The 19187-nt window shown below is 38.6% G+C and carries 16 protein-coding genes and 2 pseudogenes; 11 read left to right on the top strand and 7 right to left on the bottom strand.

The genetic code is table 11. The features are described from left to right. Positions 1 to 224: 224 nt before the first annotated feature. Together hrcA and HEQ36_RS04440 are read left to right on the top strand one after the other, a co-directional pair. Entirely contained in the window at positions 225 to 1301 is a 1077-nt protein-coding gene (hrcA, locus tag HEQ36_RS04445) for a heat-inducible transcriptional repressor HrcA (protein ID WP_027402642.1), read from the top strand. Positions 1302 to 1314: 13 nt separating this feature from the next. Next, positions 1315 to 1980, top strand: a complete 666-nt coding sequence (locus HEQ36_RS04440; RefSeq protein WP_053538028.1) for a hypothetical protein — start codon at positions 1315 to 1317, stop codon at positions 1978 to 1980. Between the two features lie 16 nt (positions 1981 to 1996). Here HEQ36_RS04440 and HEQ36_RS04435 read toward each other — a convergent pair whose 3' ends face one another. The 3 genes and pseudogenes from HEQ36_RS04435 to HEQ36_RS04425 form a co-directional block, all read right to left on the bottom strand. Beyond that, positions 1997 to 2338, bottom strand: a complete 342-nt coding sequence (locus HEQ36_RS04435; protein ID WP_039202515.1) for a hypothetical protein — start codon at positions 2336 to 2338, stop codon at positions 1997 to 1999. Positions 2339 to 3175: 837 nt separating this feature from the next. Then, positions 3176 to 3354 (bottom strand): annotated as a pseudogene (locus HEQ36_RS04430) (ISAs1 family transposase); the annotation flags it as partial. 602 nt (positions 3355 to 3956) lie between these two features. Then, a pseudogene (locus HEQ36_RS04425) lies at positions 3957 to 4316 on the bottom strand (transposase); the annotation flags it as partial. A 331-nt stretch (positions 4317 to 4647) separates the two neighbouring features. Here HEQ36_RS04425 and HEQ36_RS04420 point away from each other — a divergent pair. The 8 genes from HEQ36_RS04420 (at position 4648) to HEQ36_RS04385 (ending at position 14412) form a co-directional block, all read left to right on the top strand. Then, positions 4648 to 5478, top strand: a complete 831-nt coding sequence (locus HEQ36_RS04420) for an inositol monophosphatase family protein (protein WP_053538030.1) — start codon at positions 4648 to 4650, stop codon at positions 5476 to 5478. A gap of 132 nt (positions 5479 to 5610) precedes the next feature. After that, positions 5611 to 6567: an alcohol dehydrogenase catalytic domain-containing protein gene (locus HEQ36_RS04415; protein WP_168635072.1), complete on the top strand. Its 957-nt coding sequence runs from the start codon at positions 5611 to 5613 to the stop codon at positions 6565 to 6567. Positions 6568 to 7446: 879 nt separating this feature from the next. Further along, the gene (locus HEQ36_RS04410) at positions 7447 to 9135 is read left to right on the top strand and encodes a TrkA family potassium uptake protein (protein WP_027404849.1); all 1689 of its coding nucleotides are present in this window, start codon (positions 7447 to 7449) and stop codon (positions 9133 to 9135) included. A gap of 727 nt (positions 9136 to 9862) precedes the next feature. Further along, positions 9863 to 10579, top strand: a complete 717-nt coding sequence (pgl, locus tag HEQ36_RS04405; protein WP_053538032.1) for a 6-phosphogluconolactonase — start codon at positions 9863 to 9865, stop codon at positions 10577 to 10579. Positions 10580 to 10741: 162 nt separating this feature from the next. Beyond that, positions 10742 to 11722 carry an FHA domain-containing protein gene (locus HEQ36_RS04400; RefSeq protein ID WP_053538033.1) on the top strand — a complete coding sequence of 327 codons (981 nt, stop codon included), beginning with the start codon at positions 10742 to 10744 and terminating at the stop codon, positions 11720 to 11722. A 198-nt stretch (positions 11723 to 11920) separates the two neighbouring features. Further along, positions 11921 to 12817 carry an acetylglutamate kinase gene (gene argB, locus HEQ36_RS04395; RefSeq protein WP_053538034.1) on the top strand — a complete coding sequence of 299 codons (897 nt, stop codon included), beginning with the start codon at positions 11921 to 11923 and terminating at the stop codon, positions 12815 to 12817. A 236-nt stretch (positions 12818 to 13053) separates the two neighbouring features. Next, on the top strand, positions 13054 to 13575 hold the full coding sequence (locus HEQ36_RS04390; RefSeq protein WP_053538035.1) for a tetratricopeptide repeat protein: 522 nt from the start codon (positions 13054 to 13056) through the stop codon (positions 13573 to 13575). A gap of 60 nt (positions 13576 to 13635) precedes the next feature. Next, on the top strand, positions 13636 to 14412 hold the full coding sequence (locus tag HEQ36_RS04385; protein ID WP_233455378.1) for a DUF3153 domain-containing protein: 777 nt from the start codon (positions 13636 to 13638) through the stop codon (positions 14410 to 14412). 113 nt (positions 14413 to 14525) lie between these two features. Here HEQ36_RS04385 and HEQ36_RS04380 read toward each other — a convergent pair whose 3' ends face one another. Genes HEQ36_RS04380 through HEQ36_RS04365 form a run of 4 tightly spaced genes read right to left on the bottom strand, consistent with a single transcriptional unit; the run spans position 14526 to position 16204 of the window. Then, positions 14526 to 14897 (bottom strand): hypothetical protein, encoded by a 372-nt coding sequence (locus HEQ36_RS04380; protein WP_039204460.1) that lies wholly within the window; start codon positions 14895 to 14897, stop codon positions 14526 to 14528. After that, entirely contained in the window at positions 14897 to 15103 is a 207-nt protein-coding gene (locus tag HEQ36_RS04375) for a hypothetical protein (RefSeq protein ID WP_053538037.1), read from the bottom strand. Before HEQ36_RS04375 ends, HEQ36_RS04380 begins: the two co-directional genes overlap by 1 nt. A gap of 7 nt (positions 15104 to 15110) precedes the next feature. Continuing rightward, a complete protein-coding gene (locus tag HEQ36_RS04370; RefSeq protein WP_053538038.1) occupies positions 15111 to 15326 on the bottom strand; it encodes a hypothetical protein in 216 nt (71 codons plus the stop codon). Next, positions 15326 to 16204, bottom strand: coding sequence for an ATP-binding protein (locus tag HEQ36_RS04365; protein WP_053538039.1), 879 nt, complete (start codon positions 16202 to 16204; stop codon positions 15326 to 15328). Before HEQ36_RS04365 ends, HEQ36_RS04370 begins: the two co-directional genes overlap by 1 nt. A 197-nt stretch (positions 16205 to 16401) precedes the next feature. Here HEQ36_RS04365 and acnB point away from each other — a divergent pair, with 197 nt between their 5' ends. Beyond that, positions 16402 to 19032: a bifunctional aconitate hydratase 2/2-methylisocitrate dehydratase gene (acnB, locus tag HEQ36_RS04360; RefSeq protein ID WP_168635074.1), complete on the top strand. Its 2631-nt coding sequence runs from the start codon at positions 16402 to 16404 to the stop codon at positions 19030 to 19032. Positions 19033 to 19187: the final 155 nt, after the last annotated feature.

The following is a 19187-nucleotide window of genomic DNA, read 5'->3' as shown; positions in this document are numbered from 1 at the left end:
GAAACAGAGAGAAATTCATCTTCTTTTTGGATTTCAGCTATGTAGTAATAACAAATGCAGCAAATAAATGCTGAAAGTAAATTTTGTGTTCAATTAATACAATATAAGTATATAATTTGCTATCTTACTTTAATTAATAATTAATTCTTTTTTCCATTTTTGCGGTAAAAACCACATTTTTTTCCAATTTTGATTAAGATTTGCCTTCAGTAAAAAAATCACTTATGCAAGTTCATCTGACTAATCGGCAACAGAATATACTTTATGCAACTGTACGTCATTATATTACCACAGCAGAGCCTGTTGGCTCTAAAGCTTTAATTGAAGGATTTGATTTAGGTGTTAGCTCGGCTACGATTCGCAGTGTGATGGGTGTTTTGGAAAAATCAGGGTTACTTTATCAACCACATACTTCTGCGGGTAGAATTCCTTCTGATTCTGGTTATCGTATTTACGTTGATCAATTAATTAAACCATCAGAAACTTTAGCAAAAGAGGTAGAAACCGTATTACAAAAACATCTGCATTGGGAAGATTGCAGTTTGGAGGCCTTATTACAAGGCGCTGCCCAAATTTTAGCAACATTAAGCGGCTGTATTACTTTAATTACTATGCCGCAACCCACAACCGCAAAGTTACGACATTTGCAACTGGTGCAAATTGAATCAGAGCGAATTATGTTAATTGTGGTGACAGATAGTTATGAAACCCATTCTAAGGTGATGGATTTATTTTTACATAATCCAGAAAGTAAACCAGAAGCGGAGGTAATTGATCATCAATTGCAGATTGTCTCTAACTTTTTGAATACTCATTTAAGAGGACAGAGTTTATTAGAAATAGGCTATCTTGATTGGAGTAAATTGGATCAGGAGTTTAGAGTTTATGGTGAATTATTAAAAAGTTCTTTGGTAGAATTGACTCATCGCGCTCTAGCACCAACAACTACACAAATTATGGTGCGGGGGATTGGAGAGGTTTTACGACAACCTGAGTTTTCTCAGGTACAGCAGGTACAGACAATTATGCAATTATTGGAAGAGGAACAAGACCAACTTTGGCATTTAATTTGTGAAGAAGCAGAAATGCACGATATGAATAAGTCTAAGGTAACAGTGCGAATTGGCACAGAAAATCCTCTTGAACCTATTCGGACTTGTACTTTGATTTCTGCTATTTATCGGCGGGGTTCTGTGCCAGTAGGAAGTGTGGGAGTTTTGGGTCCAACTAGGTTAGACTATGAGAGTGCGATCGCTGTAGTTGCAGCAGCAGCAGATTATCTCTCGGAAGCTTTTAGTTAATTTCCATAAATTCATGTTGAGAAAAATCACTTTTGGTCTATTATGGCTAGGATTTGTTTCCTATGCCTTTTTCTTTGCTCCTCCCGAACAACCTGATACTTTTGAGTTAATCAAAAATCTCTCTACAGGCAATTGGCAAGGCATTAATCCTCTGATTATATCTTTATTTAATATCATGGGGATTTGGCCTTTTATATATAGTGCAGTCGTCTTTTTTGATGGTAGAGGTCAAAAAATCCCAGCTTGGCCTTTCGCTAGTGGTGCTTTTGCATTAGGTGCTTTTGCACTTTTACCCTATTTGGCTTTAAGACAACCCAATCAAAAGTTTATTGGTGAAAAAAATTTATTTCTGAAAATCCTAGATTCTCGCATTTTAGGAATTTTATTAACTATAGGAGCGGCGGTTTTATTCGCATCTGGTTTACAAGGCGATTGGGGTGATTTTGTCCAACAGTGGCAAAGTAGCCGATTTATTCATGTGATGAGTTTAGATTTTGTGATGTTGAGTCTATTGTTTCCCACATTACTAGGAGATGATATGGCGCGACGAGGTGGGAAAGATAATCAATTATTTTGGTTATTTGTAATGCCTTTATTTGGAGCTTTGATTTATTTGTGTGTCCGTCCACCTGTAGAGATAGAAAATAAAATAGGAGTTGAGAAGCCTATAATCATCTAACTCCTAAACAATAAAATCAAAAAGGTGAGTATCCAGTTGTGAACATTTTATAACCCGATGTAATACAAATTAAGGAGAGAAAAAATTGCCATAAACTGGTAGGACTAAGAATTGCACGACTACTAATAAATACCGCCATAATACCCACAGAAATAGCAATCCATCCCAGATTTTTCATACTTTCTGAGAAAAAAACTAGCATCAATACACCTAATGTTAGTGCTAACACTGAAATATCAGCGGCAATTCCTCGCCACCAGTAAGGATAGACATTGGTTGTAAAAAATATATTTTTCCCAACTAAGTAAATACCTAAAATCAGCAAACCAAAGCCGGCAATTCTCATTAAAAAGCGCATAATTACCCTGATTACACTCAAAACGGTTAGGACATGGACTTTTGTAAAATCACGAAAACCCTAGATTTGTAGGGGTAAAGCAAGAGCTTCATTGGTGTCAACTTAAGCTACAGGTGGCTTATTTGTTGGCTTCCACACCCACCCTGAAATGATAGCGTAGCGTGGCGTTAGCCATATTTCAGGGCTAATACTGCTCGGTCAAGCCTGAAAATTCATTATATGGTAGGTTGAGTTGTTCGCGTCAGCGTTGCGGAGCAATGGAACGAAACCCAACATTATCAAGGATTTTGTTGGGTTTCGCTATCACTCAACCCAACCTTGTATCTTAGAGGTATGTTAGAGGAAGTGGTAGCGACCCAATTAGGTTCTAAAACTAGGGATGACAAAAAAATATTTCCATCTGACAAACAATTAATAAATAACCATCCTGTACATCCTCAAATCCTGGACATCCTGATTCAGACAAAAAATATTTCCATCTAACAAACAATTAATAAATAACCATCCTGTACATCCTCAAATCCTGGACATCCTGATTCAGACAAAAAATATTTCCATCTGACAAACAATTAATAAATAACCATCCTGTACATCCTCAAATCCTGGACATCCTGATTCAGACAAAAAATATTTCCATCTAACAAACAATTGATAAATAACCATCCTGTACATCCTCAAATCCTGGACATCCTGATTCAGACAAAAAATATTTCCATCTAACAAACAATTGATAAATAACCATCCTGTACATCCTCAAATCCTGGACATCCTGATTCAGACAAAAAATATTTCCATCTGACAATTACCTATATATTGTCTGTCTACATAATCTGTTGTCTTTCCTTTCTTTTTGCCCCCTGTTTCATCTATTACTAAAATAAATGACTCTCCTGCCAGTCCCTTTAATAATAAATCAAGTCTATATCTATTAATTTATGTCTTTTTGTTCGCTCAACTCTTTGATATTCTAAATCTTTAAAGTGATCTGCAATTGTGATTTTTGGTGGTAACTTCATTTCCAGATTTTGTCTCTTTATTTTCTTTGAGGATACCACTTCAACCTATTTTATTGATTCTTATAGAAACAAATTTACCATGAAATTTTCTCTGTATTTAAATATTAACTTGATATTAAACTATTAATACTGCCCTTTTTCTCTATTTACATAAGTTACATTTTGTCAAAAAAAATTAGATGCGTTTCCCCTGGGGTAACAGGGAACAGAAAAAACTCATGTTTAAAAAATTTGTTAATACCTGTTCTATTTGATAGGATGCTCCTTTCTTTATCCGAGTGATAAAATCAATTTTATGGTCAATTAATTACTGCCAAAATGCAAAATGATAAAAGCCTCTATCCAGCATTAGTAAGGTATTCTCTTTCACTACCTTCAGTAAATCTTGCTCCCAATGAGTATCTGCTTGTTTAGGATTTGTCCAAAACCAAATTTCTATAGTCTACTGGCGATTCCTACGGAGCGCTTCGCTATCGCCTCATTTTCTAGTTGGGGGCGATTCTTCTTCAGGCGATCGCTAATGATGCCCCAGCCTTGTCAAACTCAGGCGCTCATAAAAAGTTTTGATAACATTCCTTATGACGCATGGCAACAACAGCACCCATATAAAGAATGGCACGAACGTGGGCGCGACCACCATTAATCATTCGTTTACCTTTATGCTGACCACTATCATGATTAATTGGTGCAACACCAACTAAACGAGAGATTTGCTTGGCAGTTAATTGACCTAATTCTGGTAAGTCAGAAACTAGAGTGGCATCGGTTTTGGCTAACTTACCTGTAGCTTTAGCAAAGTCTCTTCCCTGACGAGGATTGATTAATGCTACTGGTAAAAGAGCCGCTTGCAATTGAATTATTAATTCTGTTTCTAGTCCTCCTGTTGCTTCCAGTACGATTAGGTTTAAATCGTCAGATTGAAGTTGCTTAACTAGATTAGCTATTTCTGTTTCAGTATTAGCAAATTGAAAGGTTGGGTTGTGGAACGTAAACGTATCCCTGCGGGACACTGCGTGAACGCGGAGCAATAGCATGAAACCCAAGATTATCAAGGATTTTGTTGGGTTTTGCGATTCCTACGGAGCGCTTTGCTATCGCTCAAACCAGCCTACATTTCCTTGACCGACAAGTATTGGATTGGGTCGCAGTAGATATTCAAGATACTTTAAAAAAAGCTCATGATAATTACTGCGTTGAATAAATACAGATTTTTACTTTGTACTGAATTTTCTATGAATCCATCTATGATAAAATTATTTAATAATTGACAACTAACAACTGATAATTAATCAAATGAATGATTTTTGGAATACGATTTTAGACTTTGCGGAAACTACTACTACTAGAGTAGGAAAACAATTAATGCAGGATTTTGGCAAAGTTCAAGCTTCACAAAAATCTGATGGTAGCTTAGTCACAAAATCTGATAAATGGGCAGATCAAGAAATTCGAGATGCGATTGTTTCTACCTTTTCCGGTTACGGCATTTTGAGCGAAGAAAGTGATAGTGAAGAGCTGCTGCAAGCAGGTCAAACTTTTCCGAATACAGAATGGTGTTGGGTTATTGATCCTTTGGATGGTACAACAAATTTTACCAGAGGAATTCCGATTTGGTCTATTTCCTTGGGCTTACTTTATCGTGGAACTCCCATTTTTGGTTATGTTTACGTACCACCATTAAATCAAGTCTTTCATGGATTTTGGGCGGGTTCATCGGGCTTAACAACGCCAACGGGAGCATTTTTAAATAATCATCCCATTCATACCAGTAAAGATGCTCCTAGCAAAAACCACTTTTTTAACCTTTGTTCTCGCAGTACCGACATTATTCAACCAGGTTTTCCCTGTAAAATTCGGATGTTAGGAGTTGCTAGTTATAATTTTCTTTCAGTCGCCACTGGTGCGGTTTTGGGAGGAATTGAAGCCACACCAAAGGTATGGGATATTGCAGGTGCTTGGGTAATTGTGCAAGCTGCGGGTGGGACGTGGGTATCGCTCAATTCTGAGTCTTTTCCATTATCGCCGGGAATAGATTATAGCGATCGCTCTTTTCCTACGATGGTTGTGAGTAATTCCGATATAGTTCCGATATTTACACCATTTCTAGAAAATGTAAAATTTTAATAACTAATAATTAAAACCGAATAATTATACTCCGCAGGGGAATAAATTGAGCCTTTGCGTAAAGGGGATATATGGATGTAAAAACGCAAGTTATTACCTTCTCAAGTATAACAACTGACAACTGACAAAATTATGAAAGGACTTTGGTTAGAAAATAATCAACTAGAATTACGCACCAATATTCCTATCCCTGAACCACCACCAGGAGAGGCTTTGGTGCGGGTTTTGCGAGCAGGAATTTGTAATACTGACTTAGAATTAATTAAAGGTTATTACCCCTATACTGGCATTATCGGTCATGAATTTGTTGGTATTGTCGAACAAGCTCCCAAACAGTTAATTAATCAAAGAGTCGTTGGTGAAATTAACGCCGCTTGTGGTAATTGTCGTTTTTGTCGTCGCGGACAACCAACACATTGTGAAAATCGCACGGTTTTAGGAATTGTTAACCGTAATGGTGCATTTGCAGAATATCTATCTCTACCTATTGAGAATTTGCATCTTGTCCCCGAAAATGTATCTACAGCAGCAGCAACTTTTACTGAACCCATAGCCGCAGCATTGGAAATTCAACAACAAATACAAATATCTAAGGATGACCGAGTATTAGTGGTTGGAGATGGTAAGCTAGGACAACTAATAGCCCAAACTTTAGCCTTAACTGGTTGTGAATTATTGGTAGTCGGAAGACACGAAGACAAATTAATAAATTTAGCAGGAAAAGGAATTAAAACAGGTTTAGCTGATAGTGTCACCGATAGATATTTTGATATCTCCGTTGATTGTACCGGAAATCCTGAAGGCTTTAATATTGCTCGTCGGGCTTTACGTCCTCGTGGGACATTAATCTTAAAAAGCACTTATGCGGGAAATCTTAGTTTAGATGCTTCCTCGTTAGTAGTAGATGAAATTACCCTGATTGGTTCTCGTTGTGGTCCCTTTGTTCCGGCGTTAGAATTGTTGGCGACGGGAAAGGTAGATGTCCAATATTTAATTGATAGTTCTTACCCTCTTTCTCAAGGTTTAGAAGCTTTTGAAAAAGCCAAAACTAAGGGGGTTTTAAAAGTGTTATTGGAAATGAGTTCGTAATCAGGATTAATAGAATTACAGCAAATTGTCATCAAACCCGGAACAAGAACCCCACCCCCAACCCCCTCCCCGCAAGCGATGAGGGGGCTAAGAGGGTGTTTGAGAAGTCATGATTGCTGTATCAAATTTTTTACCCCTCCCTAACTCTCCGCTTTATACTCCGGTGTACACACAAGTTAAATTACCCCCCTTAATCGGGAGGTGGGGGAGGTAGGGGATGTAGGGGGGAGTAGGGGAGGTAGGGGGGAGTAGGGGAGGTAGGGGAGGTAGGGGGGAGTAGGGGAGGTAGGGGGGAGTAGGGGAGGTAGGGGGGAGTAGGGGAGTGAAGAGTAAAAGAGTAAAACGTTTAGGAATATGAATTAAATAAAGTGCAAAAGTAGGGTGTGTTAGCGACAGCGTAACGCACCATTTCAGGTTAAGTCAGAATTGCAGGTTATTAAATTTGCGTTCCTTAGTGACTATGATCAATAACCCATCACGCTGGTTAATGAATCATAAAAACCATAAAAACCATAAATAAAATATTAATCTTCCCCCACCTCCCCCACATCCCCCACCTCCCCTACCTCCCCTACCTCCCCCACATCCCCCACATCCCCCACATCCCCCAGGCTAACGCCGCGCTACGCTATCAGCAAGTCCTAAATATACATTTTTGCAGTTTTTGACCTTTTTTTTATTTCTTTGTGAGAAATCCGGGTTAACCTCGTAATATTTTTTAATTTTTAATTTCCTGGAGATAAATATCGTGTTTTCAGTTACAGTTATTTTGCCACAAATTAAGCAACAATGAGGATTCTTGAATTCAATTCTGAGTCGGTGATGCTTTTCTTGATAACTGATATGTAGCCCTTTATATAAATTTTATGTTGCGGTTTTATGAAACCTCGAATTATTGTTTGTGGCCTAGGACGTACCGGATATAAAATCTTTCGCTTACTCAGACAACAGGGGGCTTTGGTGGTAGGTATTCATCGCAAACCTGTTTCTGGTGAACCTGCTGCTAATATAATTGTTGGTGAGTTACACGCAGCTTCTACTTTACAAGCGGCAGGAATTACAGAAGCACATACTTTGGTAATTGCAACTTCTGATGATGCTTTGAATTTATCAATTATGATGCAAGCACGGGTTCTTAATCCCCAAATTCGGATTATTAATCGGTTTTATAATACGAATTTAGGTGAACGTCTTGATCAAACTCTGTCGAATCATTTAAGTATGAGTGTTGTGGGTTTGGCAGCACCTGTATTTACCTTTGCGGCTTTGGGCAATAAGGCTATTGGTCAAATTAAGTTACTTGAGCAAATTTGGCCAATTCAAGAGGAATATATCCACGAAAATCATCCCTGGAAAGGCAGAAAAATTAGTGATTTATGGGAAGATCCCACAAGGATGCTGATTTATTATGTGGCTGTGGAAGGAAAGCTAAATTTAGTATCTGCGGTGCTGTTGGAACAACAATTAAGAGTAGGCGATCGCTTAATTATTGGTACTCAACCTCGCATTCGTCCCCAACGTAAGTCATTAGTCAGAAAATTAGTTAAAGTTTTTGCCAATATTCGGGAGTTTCAGAAACACGCCCAATCAGTTGTGGGTATGGCAATTGCTTTATTCGTAATTATTTTAATATCCACTTTTACCTATTTTGCTAGTAAACATAGTATCTCTTTTATTGATGCTTTATATTTTGCTGTTGGCATGATTACGGGGGCTGGTGGTAATGATAAGGTTGTCGAAAATGCACCAGACAGCATTAAGTTATTTACTATTGTGATTATGCTAATTGGGGCTGCGGTAATTGGGATTTGGTACGCGATGCTGACGGATTTTATCCTGGGTAGTCGCTTAAAACAATTTTTGGATGCGGCAAGAATTCCTCAACATCATCATTATATTGTTTGTGGTTTAAGTGGTATTGGCATTAGAATTGTTCAACAATTGCACCTGAGTGGACATGAGGTAGTAGTTATTGAAACGGATGCTAATAATAGATATGTGACTACTGCTAGAGGAATGAGTATTCCGGTTATTCTTGCTGATGCCAGTTTTCGGGCTACTTTACAAGCAAGTAATATTAACACTGCTACCGCAGTTTTAGCTGTTACTAATAATGATGCGACTAATTTGGAAATTGCCCTCAAGGCTAAGTCTTTAGCGCCAAAGATTCCTGTAATTGTCAACTATGCTGATCCTGATTTTGCTGGTATAGCACAACAGGTATTTGATTTTGAGGCTGTATTTAGTCCTGCTGAACTCGCTGCTCCTGCTTTTGCTGCGGCTGCTCTCGGTGGTAGGATTATTGGTAATGGGATTATTGCTGATAATTTATGGGTAGCTTTTGCAACCACTATTACACCGATACACCCTTTTTGTGATGAGTGGGTGAAGGATGTGGCTAAGTTTGCGGATTTTGTGCCTTTGTATGTGGAAATCAACCATGAAACTGTACAAGGCTGGGATTTGCTAGAAACAATTCTTGCTCCCGGAGATGTGCTGTATTTAACTATGCCCGCTAATAGGTTAAATCAGTTATGGCGAGAAGAAGGAAAGGGGATCGGGGTTTAGTTGATTTTTATTTTATGATAGTTCTTCCTTATCAAGGTCAATGATATCAAATTCTCAGCCGGAAGTCAACACTTGATTGAGAGATTTTGGGCAACATGAAAAAATTAGGCAGTTAGGACATCAATTGACGGTTAAACTCTTGCTAATAAAGGGTTTTGCTCCTAACTCTTGACTGGGCGCAGGGACTGGGCGCAGGACATGGGCGCAAGACATGGGCGCAGGCCCTGCGCCCCTACTTCCTGATTCTTGCTAGGGAACACCAAAAAATAAATTACCCAATTTTGTGGGATGGGCATCCTGCCCGTCCTTGATGATTAGCGGGCAATTCGTCCTGCACCACAAGAAATTTTTGGGTATTTTTTTAATTGGAAGTCCGCTATAACAATTCTCTGGGGTGATTATTAGCGATTAGTACAACTGACTACTGACAACTAACTGAAAATGATGGTAAAGAAGGTAGAGGACGATATTTCATGGCTAGGCTAGTAGTTCGTCAAATTTATTTTGACGGGTAATGATCGGAAAAAACTTCTGTTCTTCCCTCCCCTACCCCCCCTGCCTCTCTTCTCCCCCTGCTTGCCTTCACCCGTCATTTTCGGGTTGACAGATTACTAGGCATTAGCTTGGGCTTAACCTGATGATATTAAAAGTTTCTAGGGTTAAACCGGAAAATTGTCAGAAGTTCGCTATGGTATTGCAAAGAAACAGGCTATGTGTTGATAATGCCATGAACAAAACTGTTGAAGTCCATTCCAGTGTATCGGCACTCGTTCAACGGGCGCTAGAATTGATACTGTCGAAAGCGGAAACTGCTATTGGCGAACGGGGGCAATTTACAATTGCTTTGTCAGGGGGTAGTACACCAAAACCTTTGTATGAGGCGATAGCTAATCAAAAGTTGCCCTGGGATAAAATTCATGTATTCTGGGGAGATGAGCGTTATGTACCAGCAGATCATCCTGATAGTAATGAACTGATGGCGAGACGTGCATGGTTAGATCAGGTGGCACTTCCCAAGGCGAATATTCATGCTATCCCTACTTTATCTGCTAACCCAGAGGTAGATGCAGCTAAGTATAACCAGCATCTGCAAACATTTTTTAATTCGGCATCGGGAGAGTTCCCAGCATTGGATGTAGTTTTACTGGGAATGGGTGATGATGCCCATACTGCATCTTTGTTTCCCTACACGGAAGCTCTCAAGGTGAGCGATCGCCTAGTTACTGTTGGTAATAAAGATGATAATCTCCGCATCACTTTTACTTACCCATTTATTAACGCGGCTCGCAGTGTGATTTTTATGGCTGCTGGTGCTAATAAAAGACCGGCTTTAGCCCAAGTTTTTGCACCGGTAGCGGATGATTTCGCCTATCCATCACGGTTAATTCGTCCCCAAGGAGAACTCTACTGGTTGCTAGACGCAGCGGCTGGTTTGGAACTCTAGCATTGACTATGATTTTTGAGATTTGGTTGATTGAGATGATGAAGAATCATCACCAATGATCAACCTGTTCTCACTGTAAGTAATTTTTAGCATCACTAGCTAAAGTTACTTATGTGCTTGTCAGTAATATTTTTACAACGACCTTCACTAAGGCTTAAATCCATGATCGTCTGCCCTAATTGCAATCATCCTAACCCAGACGGCGCTGTTCAATGTGAAGCTTGCTATACGCCGTTACCAGCTACAGCTAGTTGTCCTAATTGTGGAGCAACTGTACAGTCAGATGCCGCTTTCTGTGGTCAGTGCGGTTACAATCTCCATTTTGGCGCTACTCTTGCAGTCGCCTCAACTGGTGCTGTTAATCCTGTGCCAGCACCAGTGGTCGCTCCTGACTTAATGATGCAACTGCTACAGCCTGATGTGTTGGAAGTTGCGCCCCGATCTAATCCGACCGTATCTGCACCTGTAGCACCTGAACCAGAAGTTTATATTCCGCCTGTACTGACTCCTACACCTGCACCTATGGCTGTAGTTCAGGAACAAGCTGTTTATGTTCCTTCTGTACCTGCACCTGTAGCACCTGAACCAGAAGTTTATATTCCGCCTGTATTGACTCCTCCACCTGCACCTGTAGCACCTGAACCGGAAGTTTATATTCCGTCTGTATTGACTCCTGAACCTGTGGCTATGGATACAGTACCAGGATCTGAGCCTTATATTCCCCCTGCTTATGTACCCCAGATAGATCCTATATCTATTCCTGAAGTTGCTCCAGTCGCACCATCAGGAAAGGTGGCAAATACTCAATTACAACAGATAGTAGCGCGATTATTCCATGTTCAAGCTAATCAGGAAATAGAATTACCACAAAATCTCTCGGTTGTGCATATTGGTAAGCCTAATGATCGTGTTCCTCCAGATATAGATGTTTCGGGATTCCCAAATTCGGAGATTGTTTCGCGGATTCATGCAGATATTCGGATTGAGGGAGATGCTTGTTATATAGAGGATGCAGGTAGTTCTAATGGTACTTACATTAATAACTTACCTCTGTTACCTGGTAACAGACATCGCCTCCGTCCAGGCGATCGCATCAGCTTGGGTAAGGGAGATTTAGTTACTTTCTTGTTTCAACTTTCTTAGGAATAGGGAACAGGTGACAGGTTATAGGTTACAGGTTACAGGTTACAGGTGACAGTGAAGAGGTAAGAGGAAAGAGAAAAATATTCTCCCCTACCCCCCTGCCCCCTGCTCCCCTGCCACTGCTATGATCACAACAGGTTATTAACTCTTGTTGCTAGTTATCCAATAAACTATATAACTAGCAACTTGGGTAATAACATGATTAATGATACAGAATATATCAGGCAAGCTGAAGCTAATCGCGTAGAAATTCTCAGCGAAGCACTACCTTACATTCAACAATTTGCTGGTCGTACCGTTGTGGTTAAATACGGTGGCGCAGCGATGAAGGATAGCTCCCTTAAGGATAAAGTGATCCGTGATGTGGTGTTTTTATCTTGCGTCGGCTTGCGACCTATTTTAGTGCATGGTGGTGGACCAGAAATTAATAGTTGGTTAGGTAAATTAGGAATTGAAGCACAGTTTAAAAATGGTTTGCGCGTAACTGATGCACCAACGATGGATGTGGTAGAAATGGTGTTGGTTGGGCGGGTGAATAAGGAAATTGTGGCTTTGATTAACCAAGCTGGGGGAATGGCTGTAGGACTTTGCGGTAAGGATGGTAACTTAATTACGGCTCGTCCTCAAGGTGATGAAGGGATTGGCTTTGTGGGGGAAGTGAGTAATGTCAATATCAAAATTTTAGAAACACTTGCGAGTAATGGCTATATTCCGGTGGTTTCCAGCGTGGCGGCGGATGAAACTGGACAGGCTTATAATATTAATGCGGATACGGTAGCGGGGGAAATAGCCGCTGCTTTGGGGGCGGAAAAGCTAATTTTGCTGACTGATACGAGAGGAATTTTAAGAGATTATAAAGACCCTTCTACCTTAATTCCCAAGGTGGATATTCGGGAGGCGCGACAATTAATTGCTGATGGTATAGTCAGTGGGGGGATGATTCCGAAAGTGAATTGTTGTGTGCGATCGCTTGCCCAAGGAGTCAAAGCTTCACATATAATTGATGGACGCATTCCTCATGCCTTATTGTTAGAAGTATTTACAGATGTGGGGATTGGAACAATGATTCTGGGTTCTCATCAGTCGAGACAATAATCGGAATGGGGGACAAGTAAAACCCATACCCCGCCAGCCAGGGAATCAATTCCCTGTCTAATAGCTTAAGTCATCTAAAGATGACTAAATTTAGCCCCAAAATTTTAAAATCGTTTAGTAAACTTTCGTTTACTTTGGCTATTAGCCCGGAAATTAAGTTCCGGGCGGGTGTGGAAGCCAACAAATAAGCCATTTCTAGCTTAATTTGACAACAATTAACAACTGACTAATGACCAATGACTACAGAAAATTTAGAACTCGCTAAATCGTGTTTCCAAATTGGGACAACTGCTTTTGAAAATGGTCAATATCGAGAATCTGTGGAAAGTTTAGAAAAAGCCAGCACTCTATTAGGAAAAAATACCCGGTTTGCTGGTGAAGTAGAAATTTGGTTGGTGAATGCTTATGAAGCTGCGGGACGTTCCGAAGAAGCAATAAATCTTTGTCAACAACTCAGCCGTCATCCCCATTATGAAATTCGTCAACAAGCAAAACGCCTAGTTTATATTTTAAAAGCACCCAAACTGAACAGACCAAAAGAGTGGATGACAGAAATTCCCGATTTTGGTATAGTTTCTGATAACAAATCCAAAATACTTGTTACTTCCCAATCTCAAAAATCTACATCTAAACCAAAACCTGTAGAACGAGAATACATTGACTTGAGTACAGTTAATACTAAAGACAATAATTTTGTTTGGGTAGGTTTAATTTCTGTAGGTTTGACAATTTTCTATTTAGTTTGGTTAAGTTTTTAGCAAATAAGGAGAAATTTAGTCATGAATGTATTAACTTTTATTAAGATTATATCACATTCAATGAAATCTGTATTTTTTTCTATTAACAAAATTAGAAAAATTACTAAAATCAAACCAATTGTCTTGGTGGTAATCCTTTCTTCATTACTATTATCAGGTTGTGTGAAGTATGATTTAGGAGTGAATTTTAATAGCACAAATAATGGTGAATTAGTACAGCATATTCAGTTATCAGAAAAAATTACTATTTTTAGTGGTGATTATCTCTCTGAATGGTTAAAAACTTTAGAAAATCGAGCGCGAACATTAGCAGGTTCAACAGAAAGAGTTTCCGCATCAGAAATTATTGTCAAAATTCCCTTTACCAGTGCGAAGGAATTACAAGAAAAATTTACTGGCTTTTTCAATACTCGCACATCTGAAGATCGTGATGGTTCGGAACTGGCAAATATTACCTCTACTTTAGTTGCAGAAGATAGGAATTTTTTCCTATTCTCCAGAAATCATTTAGTTTATGATTTAGATTTACGTTCTTTGGCTATGCTGACGACTAAAGGTGATAGTTCTCTTGTCAATCTGGACTTTAGCTTACAAACACCTTGGGGAATCAAGAATATTGAAAATGATGAAAATGCTATCCAACCAGAAAAGCATGGTAATCAACTAATATGGAAGCTTAAAGCAGGGGATATAAATCATGTAGAGGTAGTATTTTGGTTGCCGAATTTTCTGGGAATTGGGACTTTGTTGATTATCGGTTTTGTGTGGTTGGGATTATATCTGAGATATACGTTATTACCAAGTCCGGGTATTCAGTTAACAGCGGAAGAATTGTAAAATATCAGAATTTAAGAATTTTTAGGATGTGTTTATTTCCTATTATCACTATGAAATAGTAAGCTATCACATCCTAAATTCTCAAAACTAGAAGCAACTCTCAAACATCTCAATTAGTATGTAAGATAACAATATTCTCTGTTTTTTAAACATTTGAGAATTTCTTGAAAAATTCTTAGTGTTGAAGTTGTCTCTTTATATTCCTGTTTTGAAGGAGAATCTCCTAATTTTTCTAGCATATTTAAACTTTCCTGAACAATTGATTCTTTTAGGAAATCAATTAATCTTTGTCTATTAGTTATTGTTCCTTTTTCTAGATCAATTGCTTCAATTTTACTCTTTTCTTCATCAATTACTATTTCTAATTCACGAACTTTACCAATTTCTGCAAAGTCTGATTTAATCAATGTTTCATAAAATTTATTAGAAAATTCTATGGTAGCCGGTGATACACCATTTTTTCCGTAAAACGTAATATCTAACATTATTCTACCTCCTGTGCCTCAGATTCTAAAAATTGTCTTTCTTCGATATATTCAGCCCAAGCTATATCAGCTTGATCAAATGCTACCTTTGCTTGTTTGGTAATATGTCCAGTGGTTAAAACTGCAATTATATCACCCTTAGTTATGATTTTTTTAGCTAATGTAGAATCAATTATTTTTCTACTTTTTACTTCTATGTAAGGCATAATCAAATTATGAATTGTAGTCTTTTTGAATTTGACGAACTATTTCCTTGACTCTGGGAACATCTTCTGAATTAAGTAATAGTATATCGCCATCAGGATCATCACCAGTAGTTCGTTGACATTCAATTCCTTCTTTCTGAAGTTTATTGATTAACCATCCAATTAAATTTTTATGAATTATTAATCTTTCTATCTTTTTATCTTCATCAGTTTTATCAGACATTATCTAAGCAATTCCTTTTTTGCTGTTAAAAGATGTTCCCAAGTTGAAAAACCTTTTTCAAAAAGTTCTAAAACTTTTTTTTGAATCAAACTTTCTTCCATTCTCTGACATAAATAATCAATGTAAATTTCCTTGTAAAAAGTCTTTACATCTCCCGCAGTTAAATTTCTTTCTTGATAAAAATTATATAGTTTATTTATAATTTCTACAGAAGGAAAATATTTAATTGTACTACCTAAATCCTTTAGATATTTTTCAAAAGAATATAAATCTAATTTAGGTTGCATCTCTTTTTTTAAAGAGAATCTTCTGAAAACTGCGGTATCAATTAACTCTGGAACATTGGTAATTCCAAAGATCAAAAGTTTGTTATCTTTACTAGGATGAAGTTGGTCTAATTCAAGCATGAATGTTGTCATAGCCCTTCTAATAGCATCATGTTCTTGAGTTCTACTTCTACTCATACAGAAAGTGTCTAACTCATCTAATAACAAAAATACAGAAGAACCATTTTTGCATTTACTTTTTAGATCATCAAAAATATCCTCCAAATTACGCGAAGATTGACCTAAAGATGGATCAAGCATTCTCCCTACATCAAGAGAATAGAAGTTAATTTCATTGGTAACTTCTTGTTTTAATTTATAAAACAATGAATAACATAGTGTTGTTTTACCAGTATTAGGAACACCATAAAGCAATACTGATGGAGTTAAATCATAATGACTAAAATCGTCAATTTGACTTTCATCTGCTGTTAAACATATTTTACAAAATTTAAAAAGATACTCAAATAAATCATCTATTCCAAAGAGTTTCTGATGATTTATTCTTTGTTCAATTTCGGCAGATGTTAATTGCTTTAATCCGTTACTCATTAGAGAGAAAGCTTCAAAACTTAACTAGAAACATTATACATAATTACAATACATCCAATTTTGAAATTAATTAAATTTTAATATTTCTTATATTACTCAAAAAACTGATGATAGATCAAATTCGTTTATCAGTAACTCCTGTAACATATCCTTTACAATAAAATAAAGAAAGACATTACAGGAGAAAAATTTAAACCATGCTACAAGAATATCGTCAACAGGTTGCAGAACGCGCTCAACTGGGTATTCCTCCCTTACCGTTAGATGCAGTACAAACATCAGCATTGTGTGAATTACTGAAAAATCCCCCGACAGGCGAAGAAGAGTTATTATTAAATTTATTACGCGATCGCATTCCCCCTGGAGTAGATCAAGCTGCTTATGTAAAAGCTGGATTTCTGACTGCGATTGCGAAAGGAGAAATTATCAGTCCTTTAGTTTCTCCAGTAGACGCAGTAGAATTACTAGGAACTATGATTGGTGGTTACAATGTTCAGTCCTTAATTGATTTACTCCAAGTTTCTAGCAGTTCTGTATCAGAATCTTCAGAAACACCCTTGGTCATGGGAGGAGAAGGAAGAGAACAAATCGCCGCTTATGCAGCTAACGCCCTCAGCAAAATCATGTTGGTGTATGATGCTTTCTATGATGTTTTGGAATTGTCAAAAACCAACCCCTACGCCAAACAAGTGATAAACTCTTGGGCAGAAGCAGAATGGTTTACTTCCCGTCCCACATTACCAGAATTTATCACCGTTACCGTTTTCAAAGTTCCCGGAGAAACTAACACCGACGACTTATCACCCGCAACTCACGCCACCACACGCCCAGATATTCCTCTCCACGCTTTGGCGATGTTAGAAACTCGTCAACCAGGAAGTTTAGAAACTATTGCAGAGTTAAAGAAAAAAGGATTTCCCGTTGCTTACGTTGGCGATGTCGTTGGTACAGGTTCTTCTCGCAAGTCTGCAATCAATTCTGTATTATGGCATTTAGGCAATGATATTCCCTTTGTGCCAAACAAGCGGGCTGGGGGTTATATTTTAGGAAGTGCGATCGCGCCTATCTTTTTTAACACAGCCGAAGATGCCGGTGCATTACCCATTCAATGCGATGTCAGCAAAATGGAAACCGGTGACGTAATTACCATTTATCCCTACAAAGGAACTGTTCTCAATGCCGCAGGAGAAGTAATTTCCACCTTCAGCCTCAAACCTGACACCATTCTAGACGAAGTTCGCGCCGGTGGACGCATTCCCCTACTAATTGGACGGACTCTCACCGACAAAACCCGTCAAGCATTAGGTTTAAAACCCAGCGATTTATTTATCCGCCCCCAATCCCCCACCGACACCGGCAAAGGCTTCACATTGGCTCAGAAAATGGTCGGTAAAGCCGCTGGTTTGCCAGGAGTACGTCCGGGGACATCTTGCGAACCAATCATGACTACAGTGGGTTCTCAGGACACTACAGGACCAATGACCAGAGACGAATTGAAAGAACTGGCTTGTTTAGGCTTCAGTGCAGACTTGGTAATGCAGAGTTTCTGTCACACAGCCGCATATCCCAAACCTGTGGATATTAAAACCCATCAGGAATTACCAGACTTCATTTCCTCCCGTGGTGGTGTAGCTTTGCGTCCTGGTGATGGTATCATTCACTCCTGGTTAAACCGGATGTTGTTACCCGACACAGTGGGAACAGGTGGAGATTCCCATACTCGCTTCCCCTTGGGTATATCTTTCCCTGCTGGTTCTGGGTTAGTTGCGTTTGCTGGTGCTTTGGGTGTAATGCCTTTAGATATGCCAGAATCAGTATTAGTCCGGTTTACAGGAGAATTGCAACCAGGAATAACGCTGAGGGATGTTGTGAATGCAATTCCTTATGTGGCTATGCAAAAAGGTTTGTTAACTGTCGAGAAGCAGAACAAAAAAAACATCTTCTCTGGCAAGATTTTGGAAATTGAAGGTTTACCAAATTTGAAAGTTGAACAAGCTTTTGAATTAACCGACGCTTCCGCAGAACGTTCTTGTGCTGGTTGCACAATTAAGTTAAGTGAAGAAACAATTGCGGAATATTTACGTTCCAATATTGCCCTTTTAACTAATATGGTAGCACGGGGTTATAGTGATGCCAGAACTATTATGCGCCGGGTGGCAAAAATGCAAGAATGGTTAGATCATCCAGTATTATTATCTGCTGACCCTGATGCGGAATATGCAGAAATAATTGAGATTGATTTAAGCCAAATCAAAGAACCAATTGTTGCTGCTCCCAATGACCCAGATAATGTTAAGTTATTATCGGCAGTTGCTAATGATTCTGTACAAGAAGTTTTTGTGGGTTCTTGTATGACAAATATCGGACATTATCGAGCAACTGCGAAGGTTTTGGAAGGTGCAGGAGATGTAAAAGCGCGGTTGTGGATTGCACCTCCTACAAGAATGGATGAACACCAATTAAAGGCGGAAGGTGTGTATGATGTTTTCGTGGCTGCAAAGGCGAGAACTGAGATACCAGGATGCAGTTTATGTATGGGAAATCAGGCGCGAGTTGATGATAATACAACTGTGTTTTCTACCTCGACTCGTAACTTCAATAATCGCATGGGTAAAGGCGCTCAAGTGTATTTAGGTTCGGCGGAATTAGCAGCGGTTTGTGCGTTGTTGGGAAGGCTTCCTAATGTGCAGGAATATTTGGATATTGTGGCAGAAAGAATTCATCCTTTTGCTGATGATTTGTATCGCTATTTGAACTTTGATCAAATTGTTGGTTTTGAGAATGAAGGGAGGGTGATTAGTAAGGAGGAACAGGCGGCTTTGGTATAATGTAATTGGGGTGAGTTTTGATGGACTCACCTTAATTTTAAGAAATTGATATTTAATCATTAAGATTTTTAAATCTAGCTAAATTCACCTATTTCAGTGGTAGTATGTAATTAATTCACTCAATCAAAAAACTCTAATTGTAAACATTAACAAAA

The sequence above is a fragment of the Anabaena sp. 54 genome (genome assembly GCF_017355725.1).
Taxonomy (GTDB): domain Bacteria; phylum Cyanobacteriota; class Cyanobacteriia; order Cyanobacteriales; family Nostocaceae; genus Dolichospermum; species Dolichospermum heterosporum.
This window is presented reverse-complemented; position numbering and strand designations above follow the sequence as displayed.

What these genes read in the sequence shown, in the direction of transcription:
- hrcA (WP_027402642.1), top strand. Translation starts at nt 225, where the DNA reads ATGCAAGTTCATCTGACTAATCGGCAACAGAATATACTTTATGCAACT.
- HEQ36_RS04440 (WP_053538028.1), top strand. Translation starts at nt 1,315, where the DNA reads ATGTTGAGAAAAATCACTTTTGGTCTATTATGGCTAGGATTTGTTTCC.
- HEQ36_RS04435 (WP_039202515.1), bottom strand. Translation starts at nt 2,338, where the DNA reads ATGCGCTTTTTAATGAGAATTGCCGGCTTTGGTTTGCTGATTTTAGGT.
- HEQ36_RS04420 (WP_053538030.1), top strand. Translation starts at nt 4,648, where the DNA reads ATGAATGATTTTTGGAATACGATTTTAGACTTTGCGGAAACTACTACT.
- HEQ36_RS04415 (WP_168635072.1), top strand. Translation starts at nt 5,611, where the DNA reads ATGAAAGGACTTTGGTTAGAAAATAATCAACTAGAATTACGCACCAAT.
- HEQ36_RS04410 (WP_027404849.1), top strand. Translation starts at nt 7,447, where the DNA reads ATGAAACCTCGAATTATTGTTTGTGGCCTAGGACGTACCGGATATAAA.
- pgl (WP_053538032.1), top strand. Translation starts at nt 9,863, where the DNA reads ATGAACAAAACTGTTGAAGTCCATTCCAGTGTATCGGCACTCGTTCAA.
- HEQ36_RS04400 (WP_053538033.1), top strand. Translation starts at nt 10,742, where the DNA reads ATGATCGTCTGCCCTAATTGCAATCATCCTAACCCAGACGGCGCTGTT.
- argB (WP_053538034.1), top strand. Translation starts at nt 11,921, where the DNA reads ATGATTAATGATACAGAATATATCAGGCAAGCTGAAGCTAATCGCGTA.
- HEQ36_RS04390 (WP_053538035.1), top strand. Translation starts at nt 13,054, where the DNA reads ATGACTACAGAAAATTTAGAACTCGCTAAATCGTGTTTCCAAATTGGG.
- HEQ36_RS04385 (WP_233455378.1), top strand. Translation starts at nt 13,636, where the DNA reads ATGAAATCTGTATTTTTTTCTATTAACAAAATTAGAAAAATTACTAAA.
- HEQ36_RS04380 (WP_039204460.1), bottom strand. Translation starts at nt 14,897, where the DNA reads ATGTTAGATATTACGTTTTACGGAAAAAATGGTGTATCACCGGCTACC.
- HEQ36_RS04375 (WP_053538037.1), bottom strand. Translation starts at nt 15,103, where the DNA reads ATGCCTTACATAGAAGTAAAAAGTAGAAAAATAATTGATTCTACATTA.
- HEQ36_RS04370 (WP_053538038.1), bottom strand. Translation starts at nt 15,326, where the DNA reads ATGTCTGATAAAACTGATGAAGATAAAAAGATAGAAAGATTAATAATT.
- HEQ36_RS04365 (WP_053538039.1), bottom strand. Translation starts at nt 16,204, where the DNA reads ATGAGTAACGGATTAAAGCAATTAACATCTGCCGAAATTGAACAAAGA.
- acnB (WP_168635074.1), top strand. Translation starts at nt 16,402, where the DNA reads ATGCTACAAGAATATCGTCAACAGGTTGCAGAACGCGCTCAACTGGGT.